General features: G+C 39.2%; 15 protein-coding genes and 1 pseudogene. 8 read left to right on the plus strand and 8 right to left on the minus strand.

Annotated elements, in window-relative coordinates:
* Positions 1 to 189 precede the first annotated feature (189 nt).
* The 3 genes from V7K21_RS10875 to V7K21_RS10885 all read left to right on the plus strand — a co-directional run bounded on the left by V7K21_RS10875 (position 190) and on the right by V7K21_RS10885 (position 4,320).
* A complete protein-coding gene (locus V7K21_RS10875; RefSeq protein WP_335174058.1) occupies positions 190 to 2,247 on the plus strand; it encodes a thioredoxin domain-containing protein in 2,058 nt (685 codons plus the stop codon).
* A gap of 224 nt (positions 2,248 to 2,471) precedes the next feature.
* Positions 2,472 to 3,074, plus strand: coding sequence for a molybdenum cofactor guanylyltransferase (locus tag V7K21_RS10880; RefSeq protein ID WP_335174060.1), 603 nt, complete (start codon positions 2,472 to 2,474; stop codon positions 3,072 to 3,074).
* Positions 3,075 to 3,288: 214 nt separating this feature from the next.
* Positions 3,289 to 4,320: an HNH endonuclease gene (locus V7K21_RS10885; protein WP_335174062.1), complete on the plus strand. Its 1,032-nt coding sequence runs from the start codon at positions 3,289 to 3,291 to the stop codon at positions 4,318 to 4,320.
* 326 nt (positions 4,321 to 4,646) lie between these two features.
* Here the strand turns inward: V7K21_RS10885 and V7K21_RS10890 are convergent, their stop codons facing one another.
* The 6 genes from V7K21_RS10890 to V7K21_RS10915 form a co-directional block, all read right to left on the minus strand.
* Positions 4,647 to 6,146, minus strand: a complete 1,500-nt coding sequence (locus tag V7K21_RS10890; protein WP_335174064.1) for a family 10 glycosylhydrolase — start codon at positions 6,144 to 6,146, stop codon at positions 4,647 to 4,649.
* A gap of 522 nt (positions 6,147 to 6,668) precedes the next feature.
* Positions 6,669 to 6,902 carry a hypothetical protein gene (locus V7K21_RS10895; protein ID WP_335174066.1) on the minus strand — a complete coding sequence of 78 codons (234 nt, stop codon included), beginning with the start codon at positions 6,900 to 6,902 and terminating at the stop codon, positions 6,669 to 6,671.
* Positions 6,903 to 7,068: 166 nt separating this feature from the next.
* Positions 7,069 to 8,016 (minus strand): FTR1 family iron permease, encoded by a 948-nt coding sequence (locus tag V7K21_RS10900; protein ID WP_335174068.1) that lies wholly within the window; start codon positions 8,014 to 8,016, stop codon positions 7,069 to 7,071.
* A 222-nt stretch (positions 8,017 to 8,238) separates the two neighbouring features.
* Complete coding sequence (locus V7K21_RS10905) at positions 8,239 to 8,673, minus strand: ferritin-like domain-containing protein (RefSeq protein WP_335174070.1); 435 nt, start codon at positions 8,671 to 8,673, stop codon at positions 8,239 to 8,241.
* Between the two features lie 130 nt (positions 8,674 to 8,803).
* A complete protein-coding gene (locus V7K21_RS10910; protein ID WP_335174072.1) occupies positions 8,804 to 9,835 on the minus strand; it encodes a helix-hairpin-helix domain-containing protein in 1,032 nt (343 codons plus the stop codon).
* Positions 9,836 to 10,033: 198 nt separating this feature from the next.
* Entirely contained in the window at positions 10,034 to 11,059 is a 1,026-nt protein-coding gene (locus V7K21_RS10915; protein WP_335174074.1) for a multicopper oxidase domain-containing protein, read from the minus strand.
* Between the two features lie 266 nt (positions 11,060 to 11,325).
* Here V7K21_RS10915 and V7K21_RS30665 point away from each other — a divergent pair.
* The 3 genes and pseudogenes from V7K21_RS30665 to cofH all read left to right on the plus strand — a co-directional run.
* A pseudogene (locus V7K21_RS30665) lies at positions 11,326 to 11,592 on the plus strand (hypothetical protein); the annotation flags it as partial.
* 523 nt (positions 11,593 to 12,115) lie between these two features.
* Entirely contained in the window at positions 12,116 to 14,062 is a 1,947-nt protein-coding gene (locus tag V7K21_RS10925) for an ArnT family glycosyltransferase (RefSeq protein WP_335174078.1), read from the plus strand.
* Positions 14,063 to 14,118: 56 nt separating this feature from the next.
* Positions 14,119 to 15,261 (plus strand): 7,8-didemethyl-8-hydroxy-5-deazariboflavin synthase subunit CofH, encoded by a 1,143-nt coding sequence (gene cofH, locus V7K21_RS10930; protein WP_335174080.1) that lies wholly within the window; start codon positions 14,119 to 14,121, stop codon positions 15,259 to 15,261.
* A 142-nt stretch (positions 15,262 to 15,403) separates the two neighbouring features.
* Here the strand turns inward: cofH and V7K21_RS10935 are convergent, their stop codons facing one another.
* Both V7K21_RS10935 and V7K21_RS10940 read right to left on the minus strand, forming a co-directional pair.
* Complete coding sequence (locus V7K21_RS10935; protein WP_335174082.1) at positions 15,404 to 15,763, minus strand: hypothetical protein; 360 nt, start codon at positions 15,761 to 15,763, stop codon at positions 15,404 to 15,406.
* Between the two features lie 30 nt (positions 15,764 to 15,793).
* Positions 15,794 to 17,089, minus strand: coding sequence for an alkaline phosphatase family protein (locus V7K21_RS10940; RefSeq protein WP_335174084.1), 1,296 nt, complete (start codon positions 17,087 to 17,089; stop codon positions 15,794 to 15,796).
* Between the two features lie 421 nt (positions 17,090 to 17,510).
* Between V7K21_RS10940 and V7K21_RS10945 the strand changes: the two genes are divergently transcribed.
* Positions 17,511 to 18,185, plus strand: coding sequence for a response regulator transcription factor (locus V7K21_RS10945; RefSeq protein ID WP_335174086.1), 675 nt, complete (start codon positions 17,511 to 17,513; stop codon positions 18,183 to 18,185).
* Positions 18,186 to 18,228: 43 nt separating this feature from the next.
* Complete coding sequence (locus tag V7K21_RS10950; RefSeq protein WP_335174088.1) at positions 18,229 to 19,461, plus strand: sensor histidine kinase; 1,233 nt, start codon at positions 18,229 to 18,231, stop codon at positions 19,459 to 19,461.
* Positions 19,462 to 19,484: the final 23 nt, after the last annotated feature.

The raw sequence follows: 19,484 nt of genomic DNA on the forward strand, positions 1-19,484 counted from the left end.
TTGATCTGGTGATGATTGTTGCGTCATGTTTCATATTCTACGACGCACTTACTTACTTTTTTCTCCCTGCCCCGGTTTTCTGAGCGGATACATATCAAAGACATGCACTACTACCTGTTAACTCAAGGGCTAACACTCCTGGGAACAGGATAGACTGAGCAAAGAAGGCAACTTACTTGCTATTTGATCATGACTAATCGCCTTGCTGAAGCTAAGAGCCTCTATCTCCGCAAACACGCCGAAAACCCGATTAATTGGTGGTCTTGGTGTGACGAAGCACTTGCAACTGCAAGGGCGCAAAATAAACCGATTTTTCTCTCCATTGGCTACTCTAGTTGCCACTGGTGTACTGTTATGGAAGGCGAGGCTTTTTCTGATACTGCGATCGCCCAGTACATGAATGCCAATTTTCTTCCCATCAAAGTAGACAGGGAAGAAAGACCTGACCTCGATAGCATCTATATGCAGGCTTTGCAGATGATGAGCGGTCAAGGGGGTTGGCCTTTGAATGTTTTTCTTTCCCCAGAAGATTTAGTGCCGTTTTACGCTGGTACTTATTTCCCTGTAGACCCGCGCTATGGTCGTCCTGGATTTTTGCAGGTGTTGCAATCGCTTCGCCGTTATTACGATACAGAAAAAGAAGACTTACAGCAACGCAAAGCCCTAATTATTGAGTCTTTGCTCACGTCTGCGGTGCTACAATCCGGTACAACAACCGAGCTTGAAGACCGGGAATTACTCCGTCAAGGTTGGGAAACCAGCATAGGTGTAATTACTACTAGGCAATCTGGCAATAGCTTTCCGATGATTCCCTATGCAGAATTAGCATTGCGGGGAACTCGATTTAATTTTGAATCTCAGTATGATGGCAAACAAGTTTCTAGCAAGCGGGGACTAAACTTAGCGCTGGGAGGCATTTATGACCATGTGGGTGGTGGTTTTCATCGCTATACTGTTGACCCTACTTGGACAGTACCCCACTTTGAAAAGATGCTCTACGACAATGGACAGATTATGGAGTATCTGGCTTCTTTGTGGAGTGCAGGAATACAAGAACCAGCCTTTGAAAGGGCAATTGCTGGTACTGTACAATGGCTGAAGCGAGAAATGACCGCGCCTGAAGGTTACTTCTATGCTGCTCAAGATGCCGATAGCTTCACCCAAGCCACGGCAGTAGAACCAGAAGAAGGAGCCTTTTATGTCTGGAGTTACAGCGAACTACAACAACTGTTAACGCCTGAAGAACTTAGAGAATTACAACAACAGTTTACAGTGACACCTAACGGTAACTTTGAAGGACGTAATGTCTTACAAAGAAGGAATTTAGGGCAACTGAGTGCAACGCTGGAAACGTCACTGAGCAAGCTTTTTACTGCTCGTTATGGCGTTAGTCTTGAGTCACTAGAAACTTTTCCTCCGGCTTGTAATAACCAGGAAGCAAAGACCTTTAACTGGCTAGGTCGCATTCCTTCAGTGACAGATACAAAAATGATTGTCGCCTGGAATAGCTTGATGATTTCCGGTTTGGCTAAAGCTGCTGGGGTGTTCCAACAACCGTTATACGTGGAATTAGCAGCACAAGCGGCAAATTTTATCTGGGAAAATCAGTTTGTGGATGGGCGTTTCCATCGACTCAACTATCAAGGAGAACCGACCGTTTTAGCGCAGTCTGAAGATTATGCCTTTTTTATTAAAGCTCTCTTGGATTTACAAGCTTGTAACCCTGAGCATAAACAATGGTTAGAAAATGCGATCGCTATCCAAGATGAATTCAACGAATTTCTCTGGAATGGAGAATTAGGTGGTTTTAATAACACATCTAGTAATTCTAGTCAAGATTTAATTGTCAAAGAGCGTAGTTATGCTGATAATGCTACACCCTCAGCCAATGGAATTGCGATCGCTAACCTTATCCGTCTAGCCTTACTCACCGATAATCTAGATTATTTGGATTTAGCTGAACTTGGTTTGAAAGCTTTTAGGAGTGTAATGCATGGCGCTCCCCAAGCTTGTCCCAGCTTATTTACAGCTTTGGACTGGTATCGTAATTCTACCTTGATTCGCAGCACAACTGAGCAAATTAACACTTTGATCCCCAAGTTTCTACCAGCGGCTGTGTTTGCTGTGGTATCTGATATACCAGAGGGAAGCGTTGGGTTAGTTTGCCAAGGCTTGAAGTGTCTTGCACCAGCAGAAAGTGTAGAGCATTTATTGCAGCAAGTCCAGCAAAGTCAGGTGAGGGCGTGAAATCGCTCTCAAGAAGGGATTAAATACTCAATATTCTGATTGAGATCCTCAACCACCAGGGGTTATAAACCCCTGGCTAATAGCTTAAGTTCTCTAAAAGATAGACTAAACAAGAATTTCAGTCCATTTACAATGCACTTTGGCTATTAAGCCAGCGATTTGAATCGCTGGCGGGTGATGCACGTAAGTGCAAGATATATTTTTACCCTCTATTTTTTTGACGAATGACTATTGACTCGCCTAGCAAATTAACCGCTATTGTATTAGCAGGCGGTAAAAGTTCTCGCATGGGTCAAGATAAAGCTTTGATTCCCATTCAAGGTGTGCCTTTGTTGCAGAGAGTTTGTGGTATTGCTCAAAGCTGTGCTGATACTGTTTATGTAGTAACTCCTTGGCCAGAACGCTATCAAGACTTGCTTTTGCCTGGTTGTCAGTTTATTCGGGAAGTACCTTTATCTAAGGAATCTCTAGCCCACGGACCTTTAGTTGGTTTTTCCCAAGGACTAGCCGAAGTGCAAACAGAATGGGTGCTGTTGCTAGCTTGCGATTTGCCGAGGTTGCGGGTTGAGGTGTTGCAAGATTGGGTAACTAGACTTGATAGTGTGGGGGATAATGCGATCGCAGCTTTAGCCGATCATCCTAAAGGCTGGGAACCTCTATGTGGTTTCTATCGCCGTCGCTGTTTGCCACAACTCTTAGAGTTTATCAACCAAGGGGGGCGATCATTTCAGCAGTGGCTTCGGCAATATCCTCTAGAAGTTTTGCCCTTAGCAGAACCCGAAATGCTGTTTAACTGTAATACCCCACAGGACTTGGCTTTAAGTTAATCTTTACATCTGATGGTATTAAAGAATAACTATACCCGAATTTCTCACCAGATTTCTCAAAGCCTTATAAAACCTAGATTTAGGCTTTTGACACTGGATCAAAACTTTTACCCATCAAAAAAGTCTGAAACATACTCTGGGCAAAGGTTATGGTGAATGTGATCACATAACTTGTGAGAAATGCGGATATAGACTAAATTATGCTTTGTAAAATTTGGGCAGTTTTATAGTCGGTGTCACCAAGTGCCAAGTTTATAGAAATTTATATTCAATTTTATTAGCAAAAACTATGCAATGTATTATTTGTAAAGAAAATAAGTCTTCTACTAATTTTACTAAAGAACATATATTTCCTGATAGTATAGGAGGAAATATTACTTTAAATTGTGTTTGTAAAATATGTAATGATCTCCTTGGTTCTTCAGTAGATTCAAAGCTTACTAACCATGAGCTTGTACAATTAATTCGTCTGGATTTAAAAATTCCTGGGAAATCAGGAAAAATTCCTAATCCGCTTTCGGAAGCTTATATTGCTGGTACTCAAGAAAAAATTAGATATGTATTTGATAATTTTGGTAATCCTAAAGAACTACAACAGGTTTCTTCAAAAGTTGATATTGAACTTGAAGATGATGGGGCATTAAATATTCATATTAAAGCTTATACAAAACCAGGTGATGAAGCAGACAGAAGGAAACTGATACATATTATTAACAAAGGATTAGAAAGAAAGGGTTTAGCTTTATTATCTGAAGAAGAAGAAAAAAAAATTTTAAATGCTCAACCTGTTAGTAGTGAACGACCTCTTCTACATAAACAATTGAAAATAGATACAATTTTTTATAAACGTGCAATTATAAAAATTGCATATGAACTAGCTTATTATTGGCTTGGTTCAGATTATCTTAATGATAATATTGGAGAATTATTGCGATTAATCATTTATCAAGATTTTCACAAAGAGCGTTGGCAGAATAGATCAATTGATTTTAATATTGATTTTTATGGAGAAGAATCTTGGTTTCCCTATTTATATTCTGATAACTATAAAAACAATATTCATGTTGGTAGTATATTAAATATTAATAATTATTTGAGGTCTTATATAAAAATTTTTGATATATTCCAGGGTGTAATTACAATTAGTAATAATGCTTCTTTATATCCTAACTTTGTAAATAAATTGATAGCTATTAATTCACAAAATCGAACATCAGAACAATTTGATCTGAAATATAAGTTTTGAGTTTTTAGTTTGGATTTATATATTGAGACTTTACTTATTTACGTTATTCCAAAGTATTTTATCCCTATTCTAAGAAACCAGATTTACTGGGGTTGAGGAATAAGCTCAAAACCAAAAGCCTGAGCTTTTTCGTGGGCGCTAGTGATCGCATTGTGAGCATTCAAGATGCTCGTACTTACGCTAGGCGCTTTCTTGATGGTGGCTGTTATGTCGTTCCTCGTATGGAACATGGCACGCATAAATGGGGCCCATCATTCATAGACCACGTGCGTCATTTGCTCACGACGCAATTGCGTGATTGGCGAAACTGACAATTACCTAATTGCTTACCGAGTGCGACAAAATTTGCGATCACTATCACTCTGAGGATATTGCCAAGAATAAGCAAAATGGCTAACTCCCTTGAGTTGGGGAGCGTATTTGCGAAGTGCTTGCATTTGCGCTTCTAGGGATGGACGATTACTGATGGATTTTCCCCACACACCAGCTAAAGCAGGGATTATCTGCGTACCAGGTTTTGCCATACTCAAAACCCGTTGCACTTGTGCCACAATACAACCGACATTACCGCAATTTCCATAAGACATAGGATGCCACTCTAATGTCGTGGGGAATCGATCCCAAGGTTGTAAGCGGGAATCATACCCTTGTCCTACAGTTTGGTTACCATTGGGGAAAAACACCACCCCTGTGGGAATTCCTTGCTTCTTTGCTGGGTAATTGGCTATGGTGACAAAATCTAGAATTCCTTGCATGGCGTGGGCAACGGCGAGCTGCCACAATTCCCATTGTAAAAGTACTTGTCTATCAATTAGAGACAGGATTGATTTTTGGGCTGGTCGGAGAATGCGTCCTTGCCAGAGGGGTTCCCCTTCCTGGGGATAAAGTTTATCAACTTCGGCGATATCTCCAGTGGTAACGTATCCCTTACTCAAAAAGCGGCGAATCAAGTCCAGCCCTTTGTAATTTTGTGCCCGTTTAAATAAAGCTTCTTGGGTTGCGGGACTAAATAGCCATAAATCTGAAACTTTAGTGGCTATGGAATCACTTCCTGCTTGTCGCGGATAGCGCACATAATCCAATAGCAAGCCATCTGGACGACGGCGCAAAACTTGCTGTATTAATTGATAGTAATCGCGTTTTGCTTGCAAGTTGTAGGGGTCGATAAATACTTGAGAGCCGTTATCTACCACATATAGACTGGTTTGACCCTTGCCATTACGAGCGATCGCTGGTTCTCTATCTTGGCGCTGGGCATAAGTATAGCCGAAATTTGTGGTAAACATCCAGGCGTAAACCTTCAAACCGCGTTGCCGACCTTTTTTTATTGCCGTGGCGAGTAAGTCAACCTTTTCTGCCCCTGGAGTGCGAATCACAGAAGGCCAAACCGTCGGGTTAGCTGTTGCTGGTAATAATACCTGACCGTCGTAAAATACTTCCAAATAAACTTGGTTATAGCCACGGTTAACAGCCCGATCCATAATTTGATCAATTATTCCTGGCTGAATGTCACAGGGATACAAGCGCAACCAGACGGCTTGGATTTGTGGCCAAGTCTGAGCGCGGCACTCATGTAAATCCTGCGCGTGTGTTTCTACCATGTTTTGGTAGCGCGTTTGAGCATCTTGCTTGCCTTTGAGGGCTGACAAACGTAAGTTTTCTTTTTCTTGCGCCGCCGCTGATGATAACTGACAATACTGGGTTACTTGCGCCCTTGCTGGTTCGCTTCCAAAGTTGGAAAGCAACGAACTACTAGTGAAAACAACAGCGAATAGCCGCCGCCAAAATAATGTTGATCTTGCAACGTTCAAGGGATGGTTAGACATACCTACCAGTAGATGGACACAATAATCATCGACCTCAATTTAGATAATTGTGGGCAACGTGTATCAAATTATATAGTTAAGTAGTAAGGGTTTTAAAACCTATTTTTTCAAGGCTGTCAAAGCCCTATTTGTGTTGCTGCATTTTTTTATAAACAGGACTTACGCAAAAACCTCTCAAACTCTTATTCCTCCGTGTCGCGCCAGTTGCTTCTCAAGACAGGAGACGCGCAAGGGACAAGTCGGGGAACCCTCTTGGGCGCACTGGCTTCTCTGCGTCCTCTGTGGTTCGATTTTCCATTATCTGTGCGTAACTTCTGATAAACATGAGTATAGTTTTAGCTGCTTGCACGATTGCAATTACTCATCCACAAAAAAAGTCACAAACCCCACTAAGACTAAAAAGACAAATTCTCAACAATTACCTAAAGAATCAGCAAAACTAGAACTGCCGTGTTTTTACTTGAACAATTCTTCAATTCAAAATCCAAAATCGTTCGACTGAGCCTAGCCGAAGTCCAAAATCTAAAATTGACGGGTGGCAATGCCAATGCGTTCGTCTGCAATGTTAATGCGTCCCTCTGCAATGCCAATGCGTTCGTCTGCAATGTTAATGCGTCCCTCTGCAATGCCAATGCGTCCCTCTGCAATGTTAATGCGTCCTTCTGCAATGCCAATGCGTCCCTCTGCAATGCCAATGCGTTCGTCTGCAATGCCAATGCGTCCCTCTGCATTCAAAAACGCTACGATTTTATGCAAAACTGTACTTAGCTCAATAAATATAATTTAAAATCTTATTTGCAAGTTCTACCTTGAATGATGAATAAGGGAGGCTCCGCCTCCCAATAGGCATTCCCAGTCAGAGACTGGGAACGAGGCAAAAAATATAAAATTGGCTGTGCTTTTAATCTTTTGCAGAACTAATTTATTTTTGAGCAAAAGGGATATTCTTTTTACCTTCAGGAGAAGCACCTCTAAGGCTGCGGAAATACAGTCCTCCAATGATAAGTAAAAATGCGACATATCCTAATGCTTGTACAAGATAGAGATTGTCTCTGTAACCAAATAAAGATTTGAGGATAATGCCAGGAAACTGTTCGTCAGGCAAGATTGTGGAAGTATTTGAAACTATTGGTCCCAAAATACAGGAGTGGACTTTAGTAAAACGTTCGTAATAGAAACAAAGGCTTTCTGTGGCACGACTGCTAAGGGCAAGGTTAGCTACAGCGTCGTCAAAATGTTTTAAGGCTGAAACTACTAACCCAGCGACAATCAACACTAATAAAACGCCCATTACCTGGAAAAACTGGCGGATGTTAATTTTGACACCCCATTTAAATAGCAGCACCCCAATGGCGGATGCCGTTAGCAAACCAGCAATAGCACCCAATGCTGGCATTAATCCCTGTTGAAAATTAGCAGCAACGAACAGAACAGTTTCAAAGCCTTCGCGGACAACAGCAACTAAAATTAAAGTAAAAACACCCCAACCAGCATTAGAGTTTTGTGTCAGTGCTTGTGTAACTGCTCCCTCAACTGTAGCTTTCATAAATCTGGCTTGTTTGGTCATCCAGATTAGCATCCAACTGAGCATTGCGATCGCTAATACACTAAACACACCTTCTAACCCTGGCTCAACTACGGAGGTGTATTGAGGATTCACTGCTCCCAGTACTGGAATTATCCAACTGAATAGCACACCGATTAAGGCACTGACGACAATGCCAACGCCGATACCAGCATACACCCAAGAGTTGAGTCGCGATTGTTTAGCTTTTTGGAGCAAAGCTAGGACAATGCCAACAACAAGGGCAGCTTCCACTCCTTCTCGAAGTGTTATTACAAAAGTAGGTAGAGCAGTACTAAAATTCATCTTTTATCCTTTGTCTTTTGTCCCTGTACTCCTTCCCTACGGGACGCTACGCGAACGGGGAAGCAAGCTAGCAAGAGCGTCTCCCTTAGGAAAAGTTCTTATAGCCGGAAGCCAAAAATTGAAAAACCCAGAGCAGAGGAAACATCCGCTCCGGTTTTTCGCTCCCTTCAGACTTCTATCTTTGTCATTAGTCCCTAGCCAATAATTAATGACTAATAACTATTAACCAAAATCACGTAGCATCTTTTTCAATTCGAGATTATGCATCTCTTCTTGCCCAATCATGCTGCGAGCGAATTCTTCAAGATAAATGCTGGCATTGGTGACAGTTTTGAGCAGATCTTTATACAGATCCAATGCCTTTTTTTCATGGGATAAGCTTTCTGCCAAGATATCCTTGACTTTATGTTGGTAGGTTTCTTCCATTGGGGCAATTTTCAGGGAGGGATGCCCATCTAAACCGGTGAGAATTTCTCCCACTTGTTCGGCATGAAGTAAAGACTCACTTGCCTGTGCTTTGAAAAAAGCCACAATTGGAATACGGTTAGGACCAGTCACCATCAAAGAATAATGTGTATAGCGCACTACCCCTGCTAGTTCAAATTCCATGATGGCGTTCAGCAGGTCAATGGTCTTTTTCTGGTCAAGTTCTTGCATCAGTTGTTAGTTCAAGTAACGAATGGAGTGTAATGAGTTAGGAGTAAGTAATTCGTAATTCTTAACTCCTAATGATTTCCTCATTTTAAACTCTTTACCCTACCCTTCCCATTAAATGAAAGTGTTATTGCTATGCTTGGGTATTGGATTTGTCAACCACCTTTTGAGAATTTTCCTCAATGGTTTTCACTAGCTTGGTAACATCATTAGGAGTTTTGACTGCTTTTGCTGGTGGGATGGCGGCGGGCCAAACTTTTATTAGTTCAGCGAAACTACTGTCGATCGCTTTGTGTGCTTCGGGATTGGCTTGAGCTACTTGACTAGAAATTCCTTTGTATAAATCATTGGCGTAAACGACAAACCCACGAGAGTCTTGATACTCAATTGGCGCGGTTACTTTACCATCTGCGATCGCAGCGCCATATTCGGAGTTAGCTGAATCTAACAATTCGTTAATTACCTGTAGCACAAATCCTGGTTTGGAGCGTTGTGCTGCTGGCAAAGCTGCGATCGCTCCGTCAACTGATTGCATTGACGAAGCAAAATTAGTTTTAACTTTACTATCTTTTGAATTAGATTTCACTAAATCTTGCAAACTCACCAAAGTTGTCTTAAATTCTTTAACTTTGCGCTCATTCAATTGTTCTTCTACGTCAACGTAAATCTCCTCAACTGGATGTCCTATATGAGGTTCTGCTTGTTTCGGCTGATTTTGATCCAGTAGTTCTTGTGCTACCAAAAGATGCCCTTTCATTAAGCCTAATTTAGACATATAGTCAACATCTTTTGCCTCACCTGTAAGTACCACTTCTTGAACAGCAACCTGGTCTTTAATTTGGTCGAACTGCTCTTGAGTAATTACTTTTTTAGTAACTAAATCTTCTGGGCTACCATAGGGACGACCTGCCTGAATTTTGTTGGATAAAGCCGGGACACCTAGCTTGGCTTCAAACTTATCCAATTCTGACAAGATAGCAGTGTTAATGTTAATTTTCTCTTTACCACCGTGACCACTATGACTGTTTTCACTTACTGCCTCTGTAGCTTGAGGGCTAGTAACTGGCGCTGATGGATTTTCTGCGGTTGGTGTACTGCTACAGGAACTTAAGGTAACTATTGCCGCAGCTGCCACTGTTAAACAGATATAGCGAAAATTTTTCATTTCTGATCCTGGCACAATTTAAAAGGTATTGGTTCAAATGCTTCAAACTATTACTCAAACGTAGTTTGTTTAAGAAATCGTCATAGATTTTACTTTCGCATATAATGATATTTTTTATCAACTATTTGATTTAAAATTTTATTAATTACCAATTGTATACTTTGTACTTAGCTTGAATATAAATTACTAATTATTTTGTCATGAATTGTTAACAGTCTTTTGAGATTTACTTTGAGCAAGTACTTCAAATTGACCCATGCAACCGTTTTCTGCGATCGCATCCTGATGGGGATGGAACATATACTTACCTGGGTAGCGAAAAGCAAATTCCAAAATGTGCCTTTCGGCCATACCCATCGTAATCACATCTGCTTTCTCGCTAGGAGTCATACTCATGCCATAGCGATAGATATCAAAGAAGTTGGCGTGGAGATGAAACGTCACTACCGGATCGTATTCAATGATGTTGAGAACATACAGCCGAATCAACTGATCTTGGTAAATAGGAATGGGATGATGCATGTAATGATGGGGCGAACCGTTGAAGGCATAATAATCATTATGGCCATCATCATTCACGTCATACCCAGCCATGACTAATACAATCTCATCAGCCGGGGGACGGGGCGTAGGTGGATCGATGATAAACATCCCGTACAGTCCCTTGGCGATGTGACGGGTAACTGGTTCAATATGGCAGTGGTACAAGTGTACTCCATAGGGTTCAGCATCAAATTCATAAATTGTGGCTTTGCCATTGCTGATTGGGCGAACACCATCCATTTCTGCCGGATGAACGCCATGAAAATGCAAAGAGTGAGAATGTCCTGCTTTGTTGAGAAAAAGCACTCGCACGCGATCGCCCTGTTTTGCCCGTAGCGTTGGCCCTGGTATGCGACCGTTTAAATCCCAGATGTTGTAAGATACAGCACTATTGAGTTTTATTATGGAAGTATCGGCAGTTAATTGAAATTCTCGGATAATCCGCCCATTTTCTTGCTTTACCGTCCCATAATCAAAATCCCTTAACATTTTCATCGGGTTAGTACCATCATCTGGTGCTTCCATATCCAGTGGTGGCACTTTGACTATTGACTTACTTTGTAGATTTAGCATCTGCCAAAGTCCAGCTGCACCAATCACTCCAGCACCTGCTAGCCCCAGCTTCAAGAATTCACGGCGGCTCCACGGTTTTTCGTTACCTAGAGCGAAGTTGTTGGGCATGACATTTAGTTACAGTTAGCACCAAAAAAGAATTGTCAAAGATTTGCAATTGCTAAATATTATAGAAATTAATAATTATTACCAATAATTATATATTACATTAAAACTGTTAATTAAATTGTTAAATCCAGAACAAGCGAGAATCATTCTCGGAAAACTCTTACAAAAGTTTTTGATACTTAACGGTATTTATACGTTAATTTATGTATAAATCATATTCAGAATAAACTCATTATTTCATGCTTATTTTTTTCGGAGTATTTGGAGAAACCTTAAATTTGCGTGTCCGGTAAAATCCAATTAAATATAAATATTTTGTTATTATAGCAGCTATTTTACTATCACTTGGAGTATTGGGTGGTTGGGTTATTGGTGGACAACAAGAACTACAATAAGGAGAAATTGCACCACATTCAATGCGCCTTTTATTAAGTGCATTGACAGTAGTGGCTATAGTAACTCTATTAGTTATCAACATTAGTGGAGAAGTTGCAGAAGCTCATGGCAGTGAACACCACTCAAATAGTACCGAAGCGATGTCTACGACGGGCGTAGCTGCGACACCATCAATTTATATCCGATTGATTTATTCTACTTTACAGCCTCTGTCGGCATTGGTATGGCGGTTGGGTTGCTAATACAGCACCGATGAACAGCACAAGCAAGGAAAATTTGTAATATCAGAGCTTTAGTAAGGATTTCCGCTAAGACAAAGATGTGCATTAAGAAATCAAAATAGTTGTGATAAAACCACACTATTTTTTCGTTAATAGGTTATATATAAACTATAAAAACGTCGTGTCTTAAGACAAGGGAAGTTATTGCATATAGCTGTCAAAATAATTCATAATTATTACCCCACCCTGTAGCTTGCTTGCCCGTTGCAGTATCTGCTTGCTCTGAAATATCGATGCATCATGCATTTTTTTTCACTTGATAAATCAAATTTATCTGTCTGTAATTAGGATTATAAATTAATAATCATTAGTCAAGCACTGATTAAATCAACTGGTAAATTATTCTAATTTTTAAATATTCATAACAACACTTGGTATTATGTTTGTAATTTTGCCTATTATTTCCTTAATTACGATTTTTGTGTTAATTAATAAAAATTGTAACAATTGGCGTGAGTCGGTGATATTAGCATCTACTTGCTGGGGAGTTGTACTCGCTGTAATCACAGAAATTTTGAGTCTTCTCAAATTAATTACTTTTGGTTGGATATTAGTAACTTGGGGATTAATATGTATAATATTAATTTATCTAGACTTTCGGCTAAATCACCAAAAAACTCAGGCTTCAGAACAAAATAAATCTTCTCAAATCAAGAAAGATATTAAAATAAAATCCTCTATCAATTTATTGTTATGTGGCATAGGTTTTGTTGTAGCAACAGTTGGATTAATTGCCATCATAGCACCACCCAATAACTGGGATTCTATGGACTATCATATGAGTCGTGTTGCTTATTGGATACAAAATTATAGCATTGCTAATTATCCAACAAGTTATACTCCACAGCTATATCAAAACCCTTGGTCAGAGTTCGTGATTTTGCATTTTAAAATTTTGAGTGGAGGTGACTACTTCGCTAACTTAGTTCAATGGTTGAGTATGATTGGCTGTATTATTGGAGTGTCATTAATTGCAAAACAACTCGGAGCAAATTTACGAGGTCAAGTTTTCTCTGCTGTTGTAACTACAACAATACCTATGGGAATTTTGCAAGCTTCAAGCACTCAAAATGATTATGTAGTTGCATTTTGGTTAGTTTCTCTTGCCTACTACTTGCTATCAGCTATCCAAGCAAGAGAAAGCGAAATTTTGACGAATTCCTTCAAGATTGGTAGTAGTATAGGATTAGCTATTTTGAGCAAGGGAACTGCTTATTTTTATGTATTCCCCTTCTTAATTTGGTTTGCTGTATACCAGATTAAACGTTTACGCTGGCAAGCATGGAAGCCTGCTTTTATAGTAGTGAGTATATCTTTATTGGTTAATATTAGTCACTATTTACGTAATTATAATTTATTTGCTTCGCCACTTGGTGAACCAGGTGGCTATCGTAATGAAGTATTCGGTGTTAATATACTTCTTTCTAATATTCTGAGAAATATTGCTTTGCATATAGGCACACCGATTGGTTTATGGAATGGAATAGCAAATAGATTAATTCAAATCATACATATATTTATCGGTGTTGATGTAAATGATCCTCGGACAACTTTTTCTAAGACATTTTTTGTACCAGGAGGTTGGGGAACAATTGGGATAACTGGTAATGAAAATAGTGCTGGTAATTTAGTACATCTAGCACTGATAATAATATGTTTGATTATTTTTATATCTCAAAAATATATCCGAAAACAAAGTTATGTTTTTGCTTATCTTATTACTATCATATCTACATTTTTGATATTTTGCTACTTGTTAAAATGGCAACCCTGGAATAGTCGTCTGCATTTGCCTTTTTTTGTACTAATTTCTCCATTTTTAGGTGTTGTATTATCTAAGCTACAAAAGCAAAAAGTAGCGATTTTTATAGTAACATTTTTGCTGATATCATCATTAACGTGGGTATTTTTTAACAGATATAGACCTATTATTGATAGCAACAATATATTCCAAACAAGTAGAATTGAGCAGTATTTCAGTAATAGACCATACCTCCAAGTTACTTATACAGGAGCAGTTAAGTTTTTAAATTCAAAAAAATGCTCGAATATTGGGCTATCAATGGGAAATGACCCTTGGGAATACCCCTTATGGGTCCTTTTGCAGGAAAATAATCAAAAACTACTTAAAATTCAACATGTTAATGTGACTAATATTTCCGCGATTTTAGAAAAAGATGATTCTTATAAAGATTTTGAGCCTTGTGGAATTATTTCAATGGAAACTAAAAAAAGTAAACAAAAGAAATCTTTTGAGATTAATTTTAAAGGTAAAACTTATATTCGAGCTTGGGATTCTCCAGAACTTGGTGTATTTACTAAGTAGAATTTTATTATTTGCAAGATAAAAAAATTAATATTTACTGAAAAATTAAGAAAGTAATGCTGACAAAAATTGCAGTTGAAAAAATTCTTGAACGTGCCTTGATGGGGTATGACTTATCTCTCGAAGAGGGAGTGGTATTGTTACAACAAACTGAACCAGAAGCGATCGCCGCAATCCGTGCTACATCCGACACACTCCGCCACACTCAAGCAGGCGATACAGTTACATACGTAATTAATCGTAATATCAACTTTACTAATATTTGTGAGCAGCACTGTAGTTTTTGTGCTTTTCGTCGAGATGATGATGATGTCGGTGCATACTGGTTAGATTCGGCACAAATTTTGGAAAAGGCGACAGATGCGGTGCGGCGGGGTGCGACGGAAATCTGTATGCAGGGGGGATTAAATCCACAAGCGCAGATAAATGGTAAATCTTTGTCCTATTACCTCAAGGTAGTAGAAACCATTAAACAAGAATTTCCTCAGATACATCTCCACGCTTTCTCTCCCCAGGAAGTGGAATTTATCGCCAGACTTGACGGACTTGAGTATGCTGATGTGATTATTGCTCTGCGCGATGCTGGTGTTGGCTCAATGCCGGGAACAGCAGCAGAAGTGTTGGACGATAAAGTAAGGCGGATACTCTGTCCAGAGAAGATTGACACAGCCACTTGGCTAGAAATTGTCAGCACCGCTCACAAATTAGGCTTACATACTACTAGTACCATGTTATCTGGGCATATTGAAACCCACGAACAGCAAATCGGGCATTTAGAAAAATTGCGATCGCTCCAAAAAACCGCCGTCAATCAGGGATATCCAGCAAGCATCACAGAGTTTATTTTATTACCCTTCGTTGGACAAGAAGCGCCCAAACCCTTACGTCGCCGTGTTGGACGCGATCAACCAATTTTGAGTGATGCACTGCTGCTAGGGGCTGTGGCGCGGATTTTCTTGGGTAATTGGATTCCCAACCATCAGCAGAGTTGGGTAAAACTGGGGCTTAGTGGTGCAACCGAAGCCTTAGTTTGGGGTTGCAACGATATCGGCGGCACCTTAATGGAGGAGCATATTACCACAATGGCAGGTGCTTTGGGTGGTACATGTATGGAAGTGGAAACTTTGGAAGCTGCGATCGCTTCTTTAGGAAGACCTTACCAACAACGCAATACTCTTTATCAGAAAGTCAAGAATTAAAGGAAGCCTTATCTCATACTTATCTCTGTGTTTTCTACGCCTCAGTAGTTAAATAAATTACTTTAAACCGCAGAGGCACAGAGAGAGCAGAGAGAAAAAAACAGATTTTACGAGTCATCTTAAAAAAACTAGTCTTCAACGCTTAACTTAGTTGCTTGCGTCGTTTCCATAGAGAGACTGTTAACATCAAGCCCATAATAGATAACAAGCCAAGACTTGTATCTGGCTCTGGTACTGCGCGGGTATTAGAAATTCCTAACCCTGGTAGTTTTTTAGTACCTTCCTTCACAGCACCCTGTAATGACTCAGGATTTAATCCCAACGCATCTAGAGCCGTAACTGCAACTTGAGTTGTTTTTACCGTCTGCGTTTGGATTGTACCTTTGAGTTCAGAATCTAAAATCTCACTAGCAGCAATCAATGCAACATGGGTATCGTCATCCGAAAAACCCCCATGTTCAGCCCTTTTTGTGCCATCTGAAATCACATATCCAGGGTTCAATTTGATAATTAAATCTGGTGTCCGGTCATTTTACAATGGATTGCCAAAGCCTGCTTGTTGTAGTGCATCACCAAATAAAACCTCATTAATCGCCGGATTGTTGAGATTTTTTAAAAGAGTTGTTGCAGTATCAGCAAGGCTTTGATCTTTTAGCCAAAATAAGTCAATATCATCTTGTGTTGCATGATTTACGGTAATCCCAGCTTTTTCTAAGATATCTGTAAATGTGTTTTCAGCAATCAGGGTAGCTGTTCCCTCACGAGGACTTTGACCGTGTTTTGCTGTTAAGACTACCAATGTTGAATCAAACAAATTTTGTTGCTTCAATGCATTAACTATGTTTCCGATACTAGCATCTGTATGTTCTAAGGCATCAATTAATCCTGATGAAGGTGTTCCATCAGCAGCAATTCCACCATTGCTGCTAGCATCTTTCTGGGCGACGCTAAGAGCTTGAAAATTCATGCCAAAAATAGCAGGAGTTCCCGGAGTAGTCTTTCCTTGAGAATCCTTACCAGCTATTTGATTTAAAAGTGCATTTACCTTCAAATCATCATATGCCTCTGTAAGACTAGTGCTTTTAGTTGTCGTTTTAAATGTAAGATTACTAGGATTTTGGGCTGTTGATTGATCAACTAATTTGCCGTTTTCTAAGGCAACTTTAGCATTGATTTCTGGAGCATAAAAGTCATCAACTCCCTCACCTGAAGGGCCGTTTGCAAGGTCATAAGCAGGATGTTTATCAATAAATGCAGTGTGTAACCCAGCATCGTGGGCTACCTCAAAAATTGTATTAACATTTAGGTAGTTATGAGGATAAATAGGTTTTCCTGTGCTGTCTACTGGCAACTTACTTGAATCAATGCTACCTTTACCAAAATCACCTCCTCCACTAAGAATATTTGAGTTTTTATCGATGCTTTCATCAAATAGAACTTCAGTACCAGCAGGACTCTTTAGGTGACTGAATAATGAGCGACTATATGAATTGTCATAATAAACCCCTGTAGTTTTTGGGCTGGCTCCTGTAAGATAACTCAATTCGCCAGGAAAGGAATCGGAGGGTGTGCTGGTGAAGGCGTTAGTGTAAGTAACACCAGTTGCTTGCAAATTTTTAATATTCGATAAATAAGGTTGAAGCAAAGGATCAGCGATGTCAGCATCATGTAGTCCATCTACTGATAAGAGCAACACATGTTGGTAAAGGCTGGCTGCTGTTGCTGCTGAGTTATTAAATTGTAAAAATGTCTGCCCTATTAAAATAGTTGTGCCAAAAATCACTGTTTTTAAAACAGTAGGTAGATGAGAAGAGCTAAATCGAGTCATCCTATTTATTTCCTTTGTTGATAAAGTAGCGATGTATTGTTAAAGGCTTGTGATTATTAGCGTTATGAATCAGCAATAATCAATAGTTCTAGAACCAAGCCTAACTAAGCTAAAACAATATAAAATATTGTGAAGTTTACTTACTGGTAAAGGTATTTTGTTACTAAATAGCAAAATTAAAAATTTATCTATTTGTCGTTACCTCTGCTGAAATAACTATTTAATTTAGGATTTTTTCCTTTAAAGAATCAGCTTGATTGATATTACATTTTTTGATTGAGCTTACGAAATATTAATTAAACTAGATTAAGTTAAGCTTAAGAATATATGATGAAAAATCTAAGATTAACCTTATCGATAAGATAACTTTTGCTCAATGTAAACAAGCCCAATAGTTTTAATAATTTAGAGGTAAAGTATTATGAGAATTTTAATAGTTGAAGATGACGATCGCATTGCCAAACCATTAGCTGAGTTTTTAAGACGACAACACCATATTGTGGATATGACAACCGATGGGTTGGAAGCTTGGGAATGGTCGCAATCAACATTATATGAGTTAATTTTATTAGATTTCATGCTTCCTAAATTAGATGGAATTACTTTATGTCAGCGTTTATGCACTACTTCATCTAGTGTTATGATTTTAATGCTGACAGCACGAGATACAACAGGCGATAAAATTATAGGACTCGATGCTGGTGCTGATGATTACTTGGTTAAGCCATTTGACTTAAAAGAGTTAGCAGCACGCATCAGGGCTTTAGCTAGAAGAACTCCAGAGATTCGTCCCCAGATTTTAACCCACGGTAATTTGCAACTAGACCCAGCAACTCAGCAGGTTACTTTTGCAGGAAATATAATATTGTTAACTCCTAAAGAATATATGATATTAGAATATTTTCTGAGAAACCCAAATCAAGTTATCACTCGTTCTATAATTATTGACCAACTGTGGGACTTTGATAAATCTTCGGGAGAAGGAAGTATTAAAACTCATATTACAAATTTGCGGAATAAACTTAGAGCATCTGGAAGTTCAGAAGACTTGATTGAAAATATTTATGGTATTGGTTATCGTCTTGGACAAAAGTAAAATAATTTAATGTAAATATTAACAATTTTATAGCAAAAATAATGTGTTTCAAAGAATCAGATATCGTTTATTGTTATCTTACTTAATGGTGTTCGCATCGCTGCTGGGAACATTTGCGATCGCAGTTCGAGTTGCTTTAACTCGCAGTCTGACTGAACAAATAACAGATAAACTCATAGCCATAGGGAAAGGTGCGGCTGCAAATGTGGAGTTTGAAAAAGGTCGCCTGACGGTTGAAAGTGACTTTCATCCACAAGACTTAATTACTTATCATCAAGCATTGCAGTGGTTTGATACTCAGGGAAATTTGATTACCCAACAAGGACAAACTGTTTTAACCTTACCTTTGTTGTCCAACAAGATGCTACAAGCTCAGACTGGCAAAATTCCTATCCAAGCAGTGACTATACCAATTATGATGAGCGATAATGGTGAGCTAGTTGGGTATGTGAGGGTGAGCCAATCTTTAGAAGAATTTGATGAAACCTTCCAAAAACTGGACTGGGGATTAGGAGGTGGAATTATTATAACTTTGGTTCTTAGTAGTATTGGCGGAATTTTACTAACTCGTCAAGCAATGCAACCCATTGAGGATAATTTTAAAAGGCTCAAACAGTTTACTGCTGATGCTTCCCACGAACTACGCAGTCCGTTAATGGCGATTAAAATTAATGCTGAGTTACCGCTAGAATATCCAGAAGAAATCGGGCCAAAAGATGCAGAAAAGTTTCAGGCGATCGCCAGCGCTACTCACCAGATGACTCGCCTCACAGAAGACTTACTAATGTTAGCACGCACTGATAGAGTTTCCAATCAGAATAGGGATACTCTGAATTTAACGTCAATATTAGAAAACTTAATACAACTGTATAAACCTCAAGCTGAAGTCAAGCAAATTAACTTGACATCTCAATTAATTGGAAATCTTCAGCTAATAGGTAATTCAGTTCAATTAACGCGACTGTTTACTAATTTAGTTGAAAACGCACTTTACTATACACCATCAGGAGGCGTAGTTGAAATTAAAATCAGTCGTGTTGCTTCCCAACTTTATGTCAATGTGCAAGATACAGGTGTGGGAATTGCACCAGAGCATATCGACAAGGTTTTTGAGCGTTTTTGGCGAGCAGATCAGTCTCGTTCTTATTGGTCAGCTGGTTTTGGTTTAGGGCTGGCGATCGCTCAGGCTATTGCTCAAAATCACGGTGGATTAATTAGTGTTACAAGTCAATTAGGAATTGGCAGTTGTTTTATTGTGCGTTTACCAACTTCTTGATAATATGATTTTAAGTTCTGTAC

It is taken from the genome of Nostoc sp., assembly GCF_036919595.1.
In the GTDB taxonomy this organism is placed as follows: Bacteria; Cyanobacteriota; Cyanobacteriia; order Cyanobacteriales; family Nostocaceae; genus Nostoc.

Excerpts from the sequence above, each read along its gene's own strand:
- V7K21_RS10875 (WP_335174058.1), top strand. The coding sequence starts at position 190 with ATGACTAATCGCCTTGCTGAAGCTAAGAGCCTCTATCTCCGCAAACAC.
- V7K21_RS10880 (WP_335174060.1), top strand. The coding sequence starts at position 2,472 with ATGACTATTGACTCGCCTAGCAAATTAACCGCTATTGTATTAGCAGGC.
- V7K21_RS10890 (WP_335174064.1), bottom strand. The coding sequence starts at position 6,146 with ATGTCTAACCATCCCTTGAACGTTGCAAGATCAACATTATTTTGGCGG.
- V7K21_RS10900 (WP_335174068.1), bottom strand. The coding sequence starts at position 8,016 with ATGAATTTTAGTACTGCTCTACCTACTTTTGTAATAACACTTCGAGAA.
- V7K21_RS10905 (WP_335174070.1), bottom strand. The coding sequence starts at position 8,673 with ATGCAAGAACTTGACCAGAAAAAGACCATTGACCTGCTGAACGCCATC.
- V7K21_RS10910 (WP_335174072.1), bottom strand. The coding sequence starts at position 9,835 with ATGAAAAATTTTCGCTATATCTGTTTAACAGTGGCAGCTGCGGCAATA.
- V7K21_RS10915 (WP_335174074.1), bottom strand. The coding sequence starts at position 11,059 with ATGCCCAACAACTTCGCTCTAGGTAACGAAAAACCGTGGAGCCGCCGT.
- V7K21_RS10925 (WP_335174078.1), top strand. The coding sequence starts at position 12,116 with ATGTTTGTAATTTTGCCTATTATTTCCTTAATTACGATTTTTGTGTTA.
- cofH (WP_335174080.1), top strand. The coding sequence starts at position 14,119 with ATGCTGACAAAAATTGCAGTTGAAAAAATTCTTGAACGTGCCTTGATG.
- V7K21_RS10940 (WP_335174084.1), bottom strand. The coding sequence starts at position 17,089 with ATGACTCGATTTAGCTCTTCTCATCTACCTACTGTTTTAAAAACAGTG.
- V7K21_RS10945 (WP_335174086.1), top strand. The coding sequence starts at position 17,511 with ATGAGAATTTTAATAGTTGAAGATGACGATCGCATTGCCAAACCATTA.